Here is a 14,603-nt window from a genome sequence, read left to right on the forward strand (position 1 = left end):
GCCATGCACCCATCCTGTTCAAGTAGCTGAAACCGCGACATGACTACTCGCTGTACTTGCGCTGTACCTATGCTGCATTGGAGTCGTTAAGCTGCCCGGAGCGGCCACGATGCGATCGGGGGCGAAACCTTGCCTACTGTCCAGGCGTGGACAGGTCGCGAAACCCGTGCGCTGCGGCAAGCCCTACGCATGAGCATTCGCGACTTCGCGGAAAACCTCGGCGTTAGCGAGCGGACCGTCTCCAAATGGGAAGCCGGCCGAGACGCGGTGCAGCCTCGGCCGGAGATGCAGGCTGCGCTCGACACCGTCCTGAGCAGAGCCGGAGATGGGGCAGGAGATCGTTTCGTCGCTGCCACTAGCAGGACTGATCTCGTAGACAGCCGCTTCGGTGCTCGCTATCAGGTCCAGTCGCACAAGTTCATACCGGCATACACAGGTGCGTCGGCGGCCGCGAAGCTCGCTGCGCAGGACGCCTTTCACCCGCGACCGCACGAGTGGCTAGAGGTCTCAATCGCTGGGGTGCCTCACGCGGAAGGGACGTGCACGGCTCACCTCTTCGCGTGCGGTGTCGTGGTGCTGCACCTCAGCCAAGAGCTGCACTTCAGCACATTGGCCTCGCTCGCCGCCTGGCGGTACGCCAGCTACGAGCAGGACTTGCCTTGGGCGGCCGACCAAGTTGCGCGGCTACTCTCGCCCACCCGGTCCACGGATCACGCCGCGCCCGAATACGTCCTGTCGATGTACGTCCTGCAAGAGCCTGCCTGGAGCGGCGCCGAACTAGAGACCGCCCTACGCCTCATGAGCCTGCCGTCTGTACTGGTCAACCGGCGAGCACACCCTTTTCCCGAACCAGTCGGCGACGACGTCGAACGCCGCTTGCTTGCCCAAGGCTTCGATCAGCCGTCAATTCAGCCCTTCGGCGTGCACGGACTCTCCGTGGGCTACGCCAGTTGGGCGGGCATGGCCTACCACGCGCTCTCCCCCGAGCAGGCCCTCGTGATTGACGACCTGGTGTCCTGTGAGGTCGACGTGCAGATGCTCTGGGCCTACTGCCGTCACATTCAGCGTCAGGTCGAGGATGGGCAAGACCCGGCGATGCCACGCGAGTTTGGATGGCGCTTCCTCCGTGCTGCCCACTCACGGTTGACGACGGCCAGAGCACGTGAGACATCGCAGCACTGCATGATGCGCGAGGCGGCGCTCTCAACGAGCGGCCTACCGGAACGTCTGACGCAGGCTCAGACAGCCCTTCGCGAGACCGCCGCGTTGAGTGGCAGAGTCAACACATGAGCGAGAAGCGTGCTGCCCTGATCGTCGTCGACATGCAGAACGGCTTCATCAACGACCGCAGCCGAGGCGTCATCCAAAAGGTCGTCGAGCTGGTCGAGTACTGGGAGGCGACCGGACGACCTGTGGTGTTCACCCGCTATCACAACTACCCCGGTAGCCCGTTCGAGCGATTGATCCACTGGTCCTCGGTGCAGCACCCGCCCGAGACTGACATCGTGCCCGAGCTGGCGCAGCACGTGAGTCGCGCACGAGCGGTGATTGACAAGAGGATCTATTCGTATTTCTCCTCTGAGGGTGCCGCATTGACGGATCAAGAGGGGTGGACCGACCTGGTGTTCTGTGGCGTGGCGACGGAGAGTTGCGTGCTCAAGTCGGCGGTTGACGCCTTCGAACGCGACCTGACACCGTGGCTCGTGACCGATGCGTCCGCCAGCCACGGCGGACAACCCGCACACGAGGCCGGCCTGCTAGTTGCGCGTCGGTTCATCGGTGCCGGGCAGCTGCTCCCTAGCGACGACGTGAGCGTCAGAGTCTGAGAGGCGGGGCGGCGGCCCAGCCCATATCCGCTCGCTGCACGTCGGCCGGCTCGGGCAGACTGCGGGCATGACGGAGCGCCCCGTGCTGTATCTGGTCGTCTGCGCCGCCGGCCCAGCGGAAGACATCGACGAGCTGGTAGACCTGCTGATCGCCGACGGCTGGCGAGTGTGCATGATCGTCAGCCCGACGGCAGCTCTGTGGCTCGACCGGGCGGCGTTGGAAGGTAAGACTGGCTATCTCGTCCGTGTGGAGTGGCGGATGCCTGGCGACCCGGAACCGCACCCGCCAGCCGATGTTGTGTTGGCCGTGCCTGTCACGTTCAACACGGTGACGAAGTGGGCGCTGGGCATCAACGACACGTTGGCACTGGGCATCCTCAACGAGTCGCTGGGCGCGGACCTACCGATCTTTGCCTTTCCACACGTCAAGGCGGAGTTGGCCGCCCACCCGGCGTACGCCGGCCGCGTGGCGGTTCTGCGCGCTGCAGGCGTCGTCGTCGTTGACGGGAATGTGCTCAACCCTGTACTCGGGCCGGACCGTTGGGGCTTGGTCATCGAGGCCCTCCGCTCGGCTCGATAATTACAGGTCCTATTCCCTGATGAGGGCGAGCCACCCAACCGAGGCGGGCGACTTCGGCAGGCCCCGCTCCGCTGGGCCGCGTCGAAAAAGAGCCAGGTGAGGTAATGAACGTTGAGCTGCTCGCGTTACAAGGGCTGCTTCGAAGCAACAGCTAAGCCGGTCACCGAATGTTCGGGTGCGACGGCGTAAGAGGGGATCCACATCACCATGCCTCAAGGTAACCGAGGCGGAACCTGCGCCAATTTCCTCTGATTGGAACCGGTGGCCCACGGACAAGGAACAGCTACTCATGCCGCGCGTCCGTCGCCACGAAGCTGGAGCCGTACGGGCTTGGTAACGATCGGCACGCCACGTCAAGCATCCCAACTCCCGGTCTTGCCACAACCCGACGTTGATCGATCGTGGCCCAGGGTTATCCGCGCCCCGGCGCGCATGGTCTGGAATGTTAGCCGATGATGAGACATAATCTCAACGTGAAACTACCGCAAACGTTCAAAAGAACATTCGGACGGCGACGCGTTGACTTCTCTGAAATCCGGTCGAGCCTCTGGTCACCTGCACCTGAAGAGCCGAATAGCATATCCCTCCAAAACCAGAACCTCATCCTCGAACAGTACAAGATCTATGTTGAGATGGCCGACCGCGTCAGCGCCCGGCGGGGCCTAGCCAATACTTTCTTCTTGACACTGAACACTGCGGCAGCGTCCATCGGTGGATGGTTCAATACATCGCTGCAAGGCCAAACGAGGTCAACGTTAGCTCTACTTCTGTTCGTACTTCTAGTACAGACGGCCGGGTGGTACGCCACCCTCCGTTCCTATCGCCAGCTAAATTCGGCGAAATTTCGGGTAATCGGTGCGCTAGAAGAGAGGCTTCCCGCGTCTCCCTACTGGCGAGCGGAGTGGAAAGCGCTCAAAGGCGGCGCAGATAAGGGTCTCTACTGGCCGATGACGCGACTTGAGCAATGGGTTCCGATTGCCTTCTCTATCGCCTACATTATCCTATTCGTAACGACGCTCACGGGCAGATAGGAGTATCACCTAGAAACACGGAATCATTCCTCTCTAATTTCAAGGTAGGGGCGGTATGCCGGATGAATTTCGAACCTTCTCGGCCTGCGGGAAGTCTTAGTCAGCTTCCGGGCCAGAACATCCGCTTTCTTCATCTCCCCTTCGGTACCGCCATAGTCAAAGACCGAATCGCTAGTTTCCATCCCGAGAAAACCCAGCCGCCGAAGGACCCGAAGTAGTTGAGGTCTCTCGACATCTGTCGATGCAGCCTTCAAAATTCGAGTCAACTGAGGTTCGGTTAGGACTTTATTTTCGCCAGCAAATTCGAAGAGGATGGGCTCAAGAGCAATTTCCGCTGCAACTCCCTCAACCAACAGTGCCTCAAAGGCGAAAGCACTATACGTGGCTTCCGCCTCTATGATGTCGGTCTCGTGAACGAGGTCGCGTTTCGCATTAGTTGCCCTCAACACAGCCGCGTTTGCGAAGAAAACGAGATCCCGCGGTCGGGGCTGAACACGCGAGAGCATGTAATCCCGAGCAGGAAGCCCTTTCACTGATCGGACAAACGCTTTCTCCCACAATTCGTTCGCACCTCGGGCGTGTGGCCGGGCTGCAAGGAATCGGTCTTCCAGCACCCTGGCAAGCAGCTCCGTGTCTCGCCATTCGATTTCCGTTGTTGTGATCTTGTCGGGCTCCCGAGCGTGATCACGCACATATGCGTATATGTCGCTCCTCAAGAAGACCGTCAAGGTGACGTTTACACTCGCTTTGCGAGATGTCTCCTTCTTGAACTCATCGACGACCCGTCCTACAACTGTCAGCAGACCCAATAGTAGGCGCGACAGAAGTTCAAGGTCGGCGCCTCTGTGCCAAGCCTTATCCAAGTTATCAACAAGAACAGCAATGCGCCGCCGCTCGTAGAGCGCATTACCAATCAATGTTCGAAGATTGCGGAGGGTGCCACCATATAGAGCAGCGTTCACCACCTTGCGGGACGACTCGACATCGCGCTCATCAACGCCGGCTGCCAAAGCACTTTCAAGGGACTTGATTAAGCGCTCTAGTCTGATTGAAAAGCTGGCATCCACGCCCCGATGTTCCAGATCGAGGCATTCTTTAAGATTCTCGAGAGGCGATCCAGTCGGAATACCAGCTGGCCGCCTTTCTGCCTCTTCGACCGCCCGCGCTGCAATTTCTGTGTACAGCAGATACTTCCATAGGCCCTCGATCAAGTAGTCGCCTAGGTGCCTTGACTCAATTTTTGCGAGAACTTCAAGCAATCCTTCCAGCTCGTAGCTTGCCGGCTTGATAACACAAACCAGATTGCGGGCGTCGTTGCGAAGAGTCTCGGCTGCCTGAAGCATGTTCGCGGTTTTTCCGGTACCCTTCTTTCCCGTAAATATCGTAGCTGCCGCGTCGACGACGTCCCGGAAATCACGAGTTTCAACAAAGTAGTGATCGAGCCCGTCTTGATCACTTTCGGCAACATGGTTTCCAAAGCGCAGAGCCGCTAGCTCAACATTCAAATGCTGGCGCACGCGGGTCGCCGCTCTTTGGCTTGGAGGCCGCAGGCCTTCCATCCATAATGCTGCTCGCTTTTCTAGATCGGCAGCGTTCTTGTAATCGAGAGCCAAATCCCGATAGTCGATTGCAGGACGAGTCGTGTCTTCGTGGGCGATCAACACCTCACGCCCAAGGCCTCGGGCTATACCAGCCAAAAGCGACGCTCGCGCGTTGGCAACGTCCGATAGAAATGCCCGGTCAGGTGTCATGTGAAATATTGCTACCTGAGAAGTGAACAGCTCCTCCGCAAACCAGGCGAGGGGGGCACTCCCATACTCATCAAAATCGACACTCTTAACGTCAAACTTGTCGTAAGAATCAAGAACGCGCGAGAGCCGTCTGCTCGGTTCATCTTCCTTGAAGCTCGGCATGTAGAATATCTTTGCGTCATCAGGGGGAGGAATTTCAGCGCCTCCCGTCAAGTCGTGCCAGAGAGGGAAGGAAGGATCCACCAGCAGCCGACGAATCCCTTCCGTTAGGTCGCCCGCATTACGATAGGACGTTGCACCGGTGGTCGTGAGTAGAGCGAAGTCCCTCAGAGCCTTTACGGCCCCCGAATCCTGACTGTCGATAAGAATCGCAACCCGCTTACGCTTGCCTATTGCAAGCCCGAGCTCGAATAGTACGTTATGACTGAGCGTTGAGAGTTCGAATAGACCAAGAGTACAGCTATCTATCGCCTTCTCAACCTCATGCACAATGAGACGACCATCAACAACCAGGTCCTCCCACGTGACGGAGTGCGCGACGCCGGGCCCGCGGGATAGGTTAAAAGCCACCTCTCGAATCGTTTCGCTGAGAACTACGGGGCGCTTGCTGTAGCCAAAGAATAGTAAATCCACTAAATTCTCCTGCCTGTCGTCGCCTTGCTTGTAGGATCGCTTCAATTCGCAGATGAGCTGCGGTTCGTCTTTTGAGGAGGGACGCGCGAGGCGGCGATAAATCCGCCAGGAGCCCGGCGAGGCGCAAATTCGATCAGCGGTCCGGTGATTTCAGATGCGCTACGAGAATTCTCGGCCGGGTTTGGATGAAGCTCGGCAAAACGGCCGGCCCCTCCGCGCCGAGACCGCGACACTTCTTTCGCGATGACCGTGGGCGGCAGTTTGAGCCCAACAAGCAACTCCGACCACCTCCCAACTAAGCGTGCCGGCGACGTTACCGGTAGGAGTCCTGCCAGCGGGACCCCTGACCTTCGCCTGTTTGGGCAGGCAGAGTTGGTCCGTTGGCGCTGTCAATAACCTGGGAGGTCGATAACTCTGCGGTAGCATCTATTACCAGCGCTCTCTTTCCGCAGGTCAAACAGCGGCGCCGGCGCCTACCGTCAGATCGCGACGCGCCGCTCCTGAGTTGCTGAGGATCGCCGCCGGCCAGCGGATTGTCATCGATCCGACAGCTGCAGATACAATCTGCGGTGGGGCGCCGAAGCCAGTCGAAGTTGCTACGTTGCCTGAATGACGGATCTTGAGCGGGGTGTTTACGAGCACCTGTTCACTCGTGAGCTGGCCGGTCGCCTCCAGCACGTCGACCCCGCCCTGATCCAACGCCACAAACTCGACCCCGCCGACGCCCACCAAACCCTCGCCCGCCACATCGCCACCCTGGCTGCCCGAGCCCTCCAGTCCCTCCCCAGCGGCGATGACAAGCTTCACCACCAGATCGCAATGGCGAACCAGATCGCCGAAGCCATCGCCACCCTGAGCCCCAAGGCAGCGACCGATCAGGACCAGGTAACCGACACCAAGCATCTGCTCCACGCCATCGCCGCCCCACCAACCCCACCCGCGGGGCCCACCTTCCCGCAGCGTCCCACCACTCCCCTCTCCACCGGCGCCCTGCTGGTCAACGGCCGCCACCAGCCGCGCATAGGCCACGAGGTCAACCACGAGATGGCCTCCGCCGAGAGCGTCGATCTGCTCTGCGCGTTCATCAAGTGGTATGGCCTCCGCATCGTCGAGCCAGCCATCCGCGAGCTGATCGCCCGAGGCGGCAAGGTCCGCGTCATCACCACCACCTACCTCGGCGCGACGGATCAGCGAGCGCTGGACCGGCTCAAGGAACTCGGCGCAGAGGTCAAGGTGTCCTACGAGACGAGGACCACCCGCCTGCACGCCAAGGCGTGGCTGTTCCGCCGGGCCAACGGCACCACTACCGCGTATGTCGGCTCGTCGAATCTGTCGAAGACCGCGCTGGTGGACGGCGTGGAGTGGAACGTGCGCATCTCGAACATGGAGCAACCGCACGTCATCGACACGTTCACGGCGACGTTCGAGGACTACTGGAACGACCCCGCGTTCGAGGCGTACGACGCGACCAGGGATTCCGAACGGCTCCGGCATGCGTTGAGCGGGGAGCGCCGCGACGAGGCACCGACCGCGATCTCGAACCTGGACGTGCGCCCGTACCCCTATCAGGCCGAGATCCTGGCCGACCTGGACGCCGAGCGACTGGTGCACGGGCGGTGGCGCAACCTGGTGGTGATGGCGACCGGCACCGGCAAGACGGTGGTGGCCGCCCTCGACTACCGCCGGCTACACAGGGCGAAACGAGCCGACTCGCTGCTCTTCGTCGCTCATCAGGAGCAGATCCTGCGGCAGAGCCTGTCGACGTTCCGGCAGGTCATGGGGGATGGCAGCTTCGGCGAGACGCTGGTCGCGGGCGAGAAGCCGAACGGTTGGAAGCACGTCTTCGCCTCCATCCAGTCGCTGCACCGCCGCGAGGTCGACCCCGAGGCGTACGACATGGTGATCGTGGACGAGTTCCACCACGCGGAAGCGCCGACGTACACGCGACTGTTGGAGCGGCTGCGTCCCCGCGTACTCCTGGGCCTCACCGCGACCCCCGACCGGGCCGACGGCGGCGACGTGCGCCGGTGGTTCGACGGGCGCGCGGCCGTTGAGCTGCACCTGTGGGACGCGTTGGAGCGGCAGTTGCTGGCGCCGTTCCAGTATTTCGGGCTGCACGACGACGTGGACCTGTCGCACGTCACCTGGAAGCGCGGCCAGGGTTACGACCCGACGCAGCTAAGCACCATCTACACCGGCAACGATGCTCGGGCGCGGACGGTGCTGCGGGCGGTCCGCGAGAAGGTGGACGTCGGGCGGATGCGGGCGCTCGGGTTCTGCGTGAGCATCGGGCACGCCGAGTTCATGGCCGCCTGGTTCAGAAAGCACGGTGTCGAGGCGGCGGCGGTGACCTCAAAGGCCGGCACCGATCGGGCGGGGCTGTTGCGGGACTTCAAGGCCGGCAAGCTGCGGGTGCTCTTCACCGTGGACCTGTTCAACGAGGGCGTCGACCTGCCGATGGTCGACACGATCCTGATGCTGCGACCCACCGAGAGCGCCACGATCTTCCTGCAACAGCTCGGCCGTGGCCTGCGCCTCGACGACGACAAGCCCTGCCTCACGGTGCTCGACTTCATCGGCGGGCAGCACGCCAACTTCCGCTTCGACCTGCGCTGGCGTGCCCTGACCGGGGTCAGCCGGCGGGCGATCACCGAAGCGGTACGCGACGACTTCCCGAGCCTGCCGAGCGGCTGCCACGTCGAACTGGATCGAGTGGCGAAGGAGGTAGTGCTCGCCAACCTGCGATCGGCACTGCCCACCTCAAAAGCCGGCCTCATTTCTGAGCTGCGGCAGCTCGGCGACGTCAGCCTCGCGACATTCCTCCGCGAGACGGGCCTGGAGATCGAGGACGTGTACCGATCGGCCAGCATCGGCGGCTGGACCGGGCTGCGTCGGCTCGCCGGCATCGAGACGTCCACACCTGGTCCCGATGACCGCGAGTTGGGCCGGGCCATCGGTCGCATGCTGCACACCGACGACGTCGACCGGCTAGAGCTGCTGACGAGGGTCGCGGCCGGACCGCCCGCGCCAGGCCAACAGGTGTACGCGGGCAGCAGCCGCCTGCTGGACATGCTGCACTTCAGCCTCTGGGGACCGAACGCCCCCCTCGCAACGCGCGACGAACGGCTGGCACGACTGTGGAAGGAACCGGCCCGCTGCGCTGAGCTGCGGCAGGTCGCCGACGTGCTGCGGGACCGCATCCACCGGGTGACGCCGACCGCCGCTCAGGGTGCGGTGCCGCTGCGGGTGCACGCCCGGTACAGCCGCAACGAGGCGTGCGCGGCGTTCGGAATGCCCAACCCGGGGTCGCTGCGGGAGGGCGTGAAGTGGCTTGAGTCGGAGCGGGCGGACCTGTTCTTCGTCACGCTGGTCAAGTCGGAGCAGCACTACTCCCCCACGACCATGTACGCCGACCGGGCCATCACCGAGACGCTGTTCCAGTGGGAGTCACAGAGCACCACCTCGTCGGCGTCGGCGACCGGGCAGCGGTACGTCAACCACGCGTCGCAGGGGTCGACGGTGCACCTGTTCGTGCGGGAGACAAAGGTGGCGGAGGGCGCCTTGGGCGTGCCGGCGTACCTATACGCCGGGCCAGTGACATACCGGCGGCACAGCGGGGATCGCCCGATGCGGATTGAGTGGGAGTTGGTACACCCGCTCCCCGCTGACCTCTATGCCGCAGCTCGAGCCATCGCGGCTTGAGCAACGAGCCAGCTCCTGTGCCGCTCTGGCGGCGGCACAGGAGCTAGGAGCAGCGGCAGGTGCCGAGAACCGAGGGGCGTACCCCGCACGAGGGGCAGATGTCCGCAGGAGGACGGGGCGCCGCTCGTGGTGAAGGGCTGAAAGCCGCCACCGCTGTGCGGTTGCTCTTCGGTGACGGGGAGACCCGGCCTGCCCGCGCGTCAGGGGTAGGACTCATACCCAACGCCTTCCGCACGTCTACCTCGTTGCAGGTGGGCCAGCCCCGACGCTGAAGCCGGCCCACCATGCCCGCCAAACTCAAGGCGGGATCGTATGCGGCTAGCTCGCGAGCAGCCTTCGCGAAACCGCGCAGTCGCCGACCGGCGATGCCAGGGCGATATTCAGTTATTACTGCCTTCGCCCGGGCCGGCTGCTGGGCGCGAGTTGGGGCCGCCTTGCTGGGTGCACTGCGGCTCACCTGAGGCGTACCGGGGGTCGGATAGCGTTTCAGAGCTTGGTCGACGGCCGTCGCGCCGACGAAGGCCCAGCCGCTTTGGCGGAGCCGTTTCGCGATCCCCTTGGGGCCGATGTTCGGTATGTTCGCTCGAACGCGGTGGGCGGCGTCCGCGATTTCGCGCTCGGAAGGGCGCTGACGGGAACTGGCGGCTCGACCTGCCTTGCTAGTCGCGCGCTGCGCGGTCCGGCGTTGGCCTGCTGCGCTTTTCGGCGCGGCGCGTGGCAGCACACCTGGGCGCTGGGCTGCGGACGACGAAGCGACTCGGTCGAGCCACACGTCGGGGGTACGATCAGGACGGTCGTCGTTCTCCCAGTCATACCCGGGCAGTTCCAAATCGCGGCCTTCGGCATCGGCGTAGAAGTCGCCAATGCCCCTTCCTCCCACCATCGCCACCCCCGAGATCTGACGAATCCACGCCGCACAACGACGCATATGGACTGGTCAAATTGTTCGTCGGGACTGCTGCCGTCAGAACCTTCGATCAGTCAACAGTCCTGACCGAATGGCGGCTGGTGAATCACTGGCTCAGCGAGGGCGGACAGTGGCCTCAGGTAGTGGTGTGCGCCGAGGCGTCCACCACCCGGCTGCTAGCGATCGCCAACTCCTCCTCGGTGAACAGCGCCCGGAACCGTGGCCGTATCACTACTGCCTCCGCCGTCAGGTCCACCCGGCCCCGCTCCCACAGCGCCGTGAACCCGTCCGACACCACCGGGTGGTGCAGCAACTGCCAGGCGGTCGCCAGCCCGCCTTCTCCGTCACCATCCGCAGTAGCAGCGCCGCGTGGTAGTGCGCCTCGTCCCGGGCCCGCTCGTAGGTGCGCACCATCGCCTCGTGGAAGGCCGCTTCCAGCGCCCGCCGATCGGCCGTCTCGGTCTCCGCCTCGTCCGGCAACTCTTCCCGGTCGTAGGCGCACGCCATCGCTCGCCGCAGCGGGGCATGCTGCATTTCAGCCTCTGAGGGCCGTCGGTGTCGCTGACCGGCTGCGATGCCCGCTGGAGCGAATGTGGCGGAAGCAGGCGCGCTGCGCAGGCCGACCTGTTCTTCGTCACGCTGGTCAAGTCGGAGGCACTACTCCCCCACCACCAGGTACGCCGACCGACTCGGACAGAAAGGCGCCGACCGTAGCGGCGAACTGTGCTTGGGCATCGTGATGCACGACGTGACCTGCTGGCAGCTCGGCGAGCCGAGCCTGGCCTGGGCGGCGGGCGATCATCTCGCGAGCGTGATCGGCCGCCAGCTCGTCGCTGCGCGTACCGCGGATCAGAAGGGTGGGGCAGGACACCGCTACCCAATCCGTCCAGTGGTCGCCGTTGAGCGCTTTCTGGGACGCCACCGTGTCATCGATGTCGAACGAGAAGCCCCAGCCGTCTTTCCACTGACGGAAGGAGCACTCCAGATAGGGAGCCGCCCCGCCCAGAGCCGAGACCAGCGCGTCGCGGGATGGCGCGCGGCGAGGGAGGCTGGTGGTGAACGACCAGTCGCAGTTCACGACCGCGCCGATGTCCTCGACGATCAGCGCGGTGACCCGATCGGCGTGCCGGCTGGCGTACTGGTAGGCGTTCACCCCGCCCAGTGAGTGACCCAGCACCGCGGCGGGGCCGACCTGCAGATGCTGGTGGAACGCGGCGACGTCGGCAACGTACTCGTCCCGCTCATAGCTTTCGGCACGGTCGGACTCTCCATGCCCACGCTGGTCGAGCGCGATCACCCGCCATTGCGGTGCCAACGCCTCAGCCAGCGGCGCGAAAGCCGACGCTTCGTTGTAGTGCCCGTGCAGAGCCAGGAGCGGGTTTCCTGGACCGCCAAAATCGAGATACGAAAGGCTCCGACCGCCGACCGTGAAGAACTCCCGCATGACCTGGAATCCTAGATCAACGACCGCCGGCTGCCGTTTCGCGAACACGTCTGCCGTTGATCGCGATGGGCGTCGGAGGCAGTCAGGCTGCGTCCGCGTTCGGCGTGAACCTGACGTCTAGCCGCCGGTCCAAGGCCCGGGCTAGCCGCTCCAGGACCGGCAAGGTCGGCACGGTTCCGCCTGCCTCGAAGCGGGCGACCGCGGACTGAGTCATGCCGGCGGCGCGGGCCAACTGGCTCTGACTCCAACCGTGCCCCTCGCGCAGGTGGCGCACCTCCTGACCAAGCTCGAAGGCGATCCGGGTGGCTTCGTAGGTCTCGGCCGCTCCCGGCTCCGTCATCCGGCGCTCACGCAGGTCATTCCAGTCCAGGCGATCACTCATCGCTCTGCCCCCTCGTTCACGATGTGCCGCTCCGCCACGCACCGCTCAAATGCGCGGCGAGCCCGCTCGACTTCCCGGTCCTCCCGCATCCGCGTCTTGCGGAACACCGTAAGCAGGATGATCCTCCGGTCGGAGGCTATCCAGTACGTCACGCGGACCGCGTCGCGCTCCAGATAAAACCGCAGCTCACGCAACTTGCCGTCGAGCTGTCTGCTGTGCGGCTCTCCGAGCAACACACCTCGACCAGCCAATAGATCGATGTAGAACGCCGCTCGGGCGAAGTCGGCAGTTGGCAGTTCCTCCAGCCAGTCTCGCACCTCTGGTTCCAGCTCCACGCTACCCCAACCCATAGCATCGATGCTATGGGTTGGGTCGTTCCCACCGGACTTCATCGAACGCGTGTCGGCGAGGACTTCGGCAATGCACTTGCCGCGCCTGGAACTGCTACAACGTCGGGGCCGCCTGCCACGCCCCCGACCGACTGCGCGTTAGGTTGAAGACCATGGAGCAGCGCATCAGCCTGATCACTCTGGGAGTCGCGGACGTAGCCCGCGCGAAGGCGTTCTACGAGCAGCTCGGCTGGCAGGGCCAGGAGGTCGAGGAGACGGTCTTCTTCCAGGCCGGCGGCCTGGCCCTCGTCCTGTGGGGCCGCGACAAGCTAGCCGACGACGCCGGCATCGAAGGGCCGGGCACCGGCGCGATGACCCTCGCTCAGAACGTCCGCTCCCGGGCAGAGGTCGACGAGGCCATCGCGACGGCGACCAAGGCCGGTGCCACGGTGACCAAGCCGGCCCGGGAAACTTTCTACGGCGGCTACGCCGGTTACTTCGCCGACCCGGACGGTCACCTCTGGGAGATCGCCTGGAACCCCGGCTTCGCCCTCGCGGAGGACGGCTCCCTCACAGTCCCCGACTTCAGCGCCGCGAACTGAGGCGCCACGAACTGAGGCGCCACGAACTGAGCCCCGCAGGAGGGAAGACGCAGTTCAGGGCGCCGGAGACGGGCAGAGCAGCGGGTCCAGCAACGGCAGTTGAAGAGGATCCAGGCAGATCGCCAGCAGCCCCGGACCCGGCGAAGGCGTCGCCGTAACAGTCGGGGTCGGCGTTGGCGAGGCCGACATGACGGGCGGCGTCGGCAGGGCCGACGCGGGCGGGTCGGTAGTGGGGACCGGACCAGGCGTCGGCACCGAACTGGCGGACGGCGCGGGAGCGACGGACGGCGGACCAGCCGGCGGCAGGGCCACCGCAACGGCAGCTTCCACTGTAGAGACAGCCGGCGGCCGCGCTGCTGGGACATTCGGCGGGCTCCATACGGCACTGTCGGCTGAGCCAACCCGCGACCTGGGCTCCACCGGCCCGACGGGACCAATCGGAACGAGGACCGCCCCAGCCCTCGGCAGGTCCAAGGCGACGACCTCCGCCGAGGACACCGGCCCGCGAGGACCCCACGCGCCGGGGCCAAGAGCGCCCGGGCCGAGCGTCACGAACACCACGGCAGCGACGGCGGCAGCGCCGAGCGCCCGCCGGTCGGGGCGTACCGCCGTCAGCGGTGCGTCGTCGGGGTCCACCAACAGAAGAGGCGCCGGCGGGTCGGCCTGGTGCGCGGCCAGCAGCGCGTCGACCTGCGCGATGACGGCGCCGCGATCGTCGGTAGCCGCGAGGGTGAGATAGAAGCGGAAGTTCACCACGGCATTGGCCGGGACCAGCAGCCCTTGCAGTCGGCCGCGGTCGGGCAGCAGGGTGACCGGCACGTCGGGGTGGTGGGCGGGGCCGACCAGGTCCGCGTACCGCCACTCGCGGCGGTGCTCCCGGCCGCCGAAGACCACCCGGTGGCTGGTCACCACGGCCATGCCGGTGTCGACGACACGCAGGCCCGCCGGCAACGCCTGGGAAGAAGCCTCAGCAAAGGAACACAAGCCGCCTGGCCTGGGCAGGCCGGGGATGTGCCGCGCCTCGGCCTCGACGAGCTGGGCGACGGGGAGGACGCGGAAGACGAGTTCGTCGTCGTCGAGCTCCACCGGTAGGCCGGTGCGGGGCTGCGTACACCCGAGGAAGCTGGCGGCTTCGATGCGGAGTCGGGCCAGGTGGTCGTCGCGGTGCCGCCAGGCGTCGGTGGCGTCGCGGTACGCGCGCTGCCGGCGCTCGTTCTCGCGCTCGGCCCAGGCGATCCGCCAGGGGGCGCAGGGCACAGAGGTCACGGTCACACGCGGTACAACCGCTCACGTACGTGACAGGCAACGCGACCGGGATCGATGTATCCCGTTGCGCCCGAAAGAAGAGTATTGACGGACACCAGAGTCGGTGCGGCGAAGCTAGCCTGCTCAGGACCCCGGCGGCCAAGGAGCTTC

12 protein-coding genes are annotated in these 14,603 nt (G+C 64.6%); 6 read left to right on the forward strand and 6 right to left on the reverse strand.

Translation table 11 applies throughout. The annotated features are described in order from the left end of the window. The first annotated feature begins 129 nt into the window (after positions 1–129). From GA0070561_RS01475 to GA0070561_RS01490, 4 genes are all read left to right on the forward strand, one after another. Positions 130–1,290, forward strand: coding sequence for a helix-turn-helix domain-containing protein (locus GA0070561_RS01475; protein WP_091393752.1), 1,161 nt, complete (start codon positions 130–132; stop codon positions 1,288–1,290). Then, positions 1,287–1,826 (forward strand): cysteine hydrolase family protein, encoded by a 540-nt coding sequence (locus tag GA0070561_RS01480; protein WP_091393756.1) that lies wholly within the window; start codon positions 1,287–1,289, stop codon positions 1,824–1,826. Before GA0070561_RS01475 ends, GA0070561_RS01480 begins: the two co-directional genes overlap by 4 nt. Positions 1,827–1,893: 67 nt before the next feature. Then, on the forward strand, positions 1,894–2,406 hold the full coding sequence (locus GA0070561_RS01485) for a flavoprotein (protein WP_091393759.1): 513 nt from the start codon (positions 1,894–1,896) through the stop codon (positions 2,404–2,406). 473 nt (positions 2,407–2,879) lie between these two features. Further along, a complete protein-coding gene (locus tag GA0070561_RS01490) occupies positions 2,880–3,437 on the forward strand; it encodes a RipA family octameric membrane protein (protein WP_208603668.1) in 558 nt (185 codons plus the stop codon). Positions 3,438–3,460: 23 nt separating this feature from the next. On the opposite strand, the gene GA0070561_RS32905 is transcribed toward GA0070561_RS01490, so the two are convergent. Next, positions 3,461–5,821, reverse strand: coding sequence for a P-loop ATPase, Sll1717 family (locus tag GA0070561_RS32905; RefSeq protein ID WP_141710299.1), 2,361 nt, complete (start codon positions 5,819–5,821; stop codon positions 3,461–3,463). 609 nt (positions 5,822–6,430) lie between these two features. On the opposite strand from GA0070561_RS32905, the gene GA0070561_RS01495 reads away from it, so the two are divergent. Next, positions 6,431–9,523, forward strand: a complete 3,093-nt coding sequence (locus tag GA0070561_RS01495) for a DEAD/DEAH box helicase (protein WP_091393764.1) — start codon at positions 6,431–6,433, stop codon at positions 9,521–9,523. Between the two features lie 1,153 nt (positions 9,524–10,676). On the opposite strand, the gene GA0070561_RS01500 is transcribed toward GA0070561_RS01495, so the two are convergent. From GA0070561_RS01500 to GA0070561_RS01515, 4 genes are all read right to left on the reverse strand, one after another. Further along, complete coding sequence (locus GA0070561_RS01500) at positions 10,677–10,964, reverse strand: hypothetical protein (protein WP_091393767.1); 288 nt, start codon at positions 10,962–10,964, stop codon at positions 10,677–10,679. Positions 10,965–11,073: 109 nt separating this feature from the next. Then, positions 11,074–11,874 (reverse strand): alpha/beta fold hydrolase, encoded by an 801-nt coding sequence (locus GA0070561_RS01505; RefSeq protein WP_091397137.1) that lies wholly within the window; start codon positions 11,872–11,874, stop codon positions 11,074–11,076. 82 nt (positions 11,875–11,956) lie between these two features. Beyond that, positions 11,957–12,256 carry a helix-turn-helix domain-containing protein gene (locus GA0070561_RS01510; protein WP_091393770.1) on the reverse strand — a complete coding sequence of 100 codons (300 nt, stop codon included), beginning with the start codon at positions 12,254–12,256 and terminating at the stop codon, positions 11,957–11,959. Then, positions 12,253–12,591 (reverse strand): type II toxin-antitoxin system RelE/ParE family toxin, encoded by a 339-nt coding sequence (locus GA0070561_RS01515; protein ID WP_205780040.1) that lies wholly within the window; start codon positions 12,589–12,591, stop codon positions 12,253–12,255. The genes GA0070561_RS01510 and GA0070561_RS01515 overlap by 4 nt, the downstream gene beginning before the upstream one ends. A 167-nt stretch (positions 12,592–12,758) precedes the next feature. On the opposite strand from GA0070561_RS01515, the gene GA0070561_RS01520 reads away from it, so the two are divergent. Further along, positions 12,759–13,187 (forward strand): VOC family protein, encoded by a 429-nt coding sequence (locus GA0070561_RS01520; protein WP_091393776.1) that lies wholly within the window; start codon positions 12,759–12,761, stop codon positions 13,185–13,187. Positions 13,188–13,241: 54 nt separating this feature from the next. On the opposite strand, the gene GA0070561_RS01525 is transcribed toward GA0070561_RS01520, so the two are convergent. After that, positions 13,242–14,453, reverse strand: a complete 1,212-nt coding sequence (locus tag GA0070561_RS01525; protein WP_141710300.1) for a hypothetical protein — start codon at positions 14,451–14,453, stop codon at positions 13,242–13,244. Positions 14,454–14,603 lie beyond the last annotated feature (150 nt).

The organism is Micromonospora saelicesensis, from assembly GCF_900091575.1.
Lineage (GTDB): Bacteria > Actinomycetota > Actinomycetes > Mycobacteriales > Micromonosporaceae > Micromonospora > Micromonospora saelicesensis.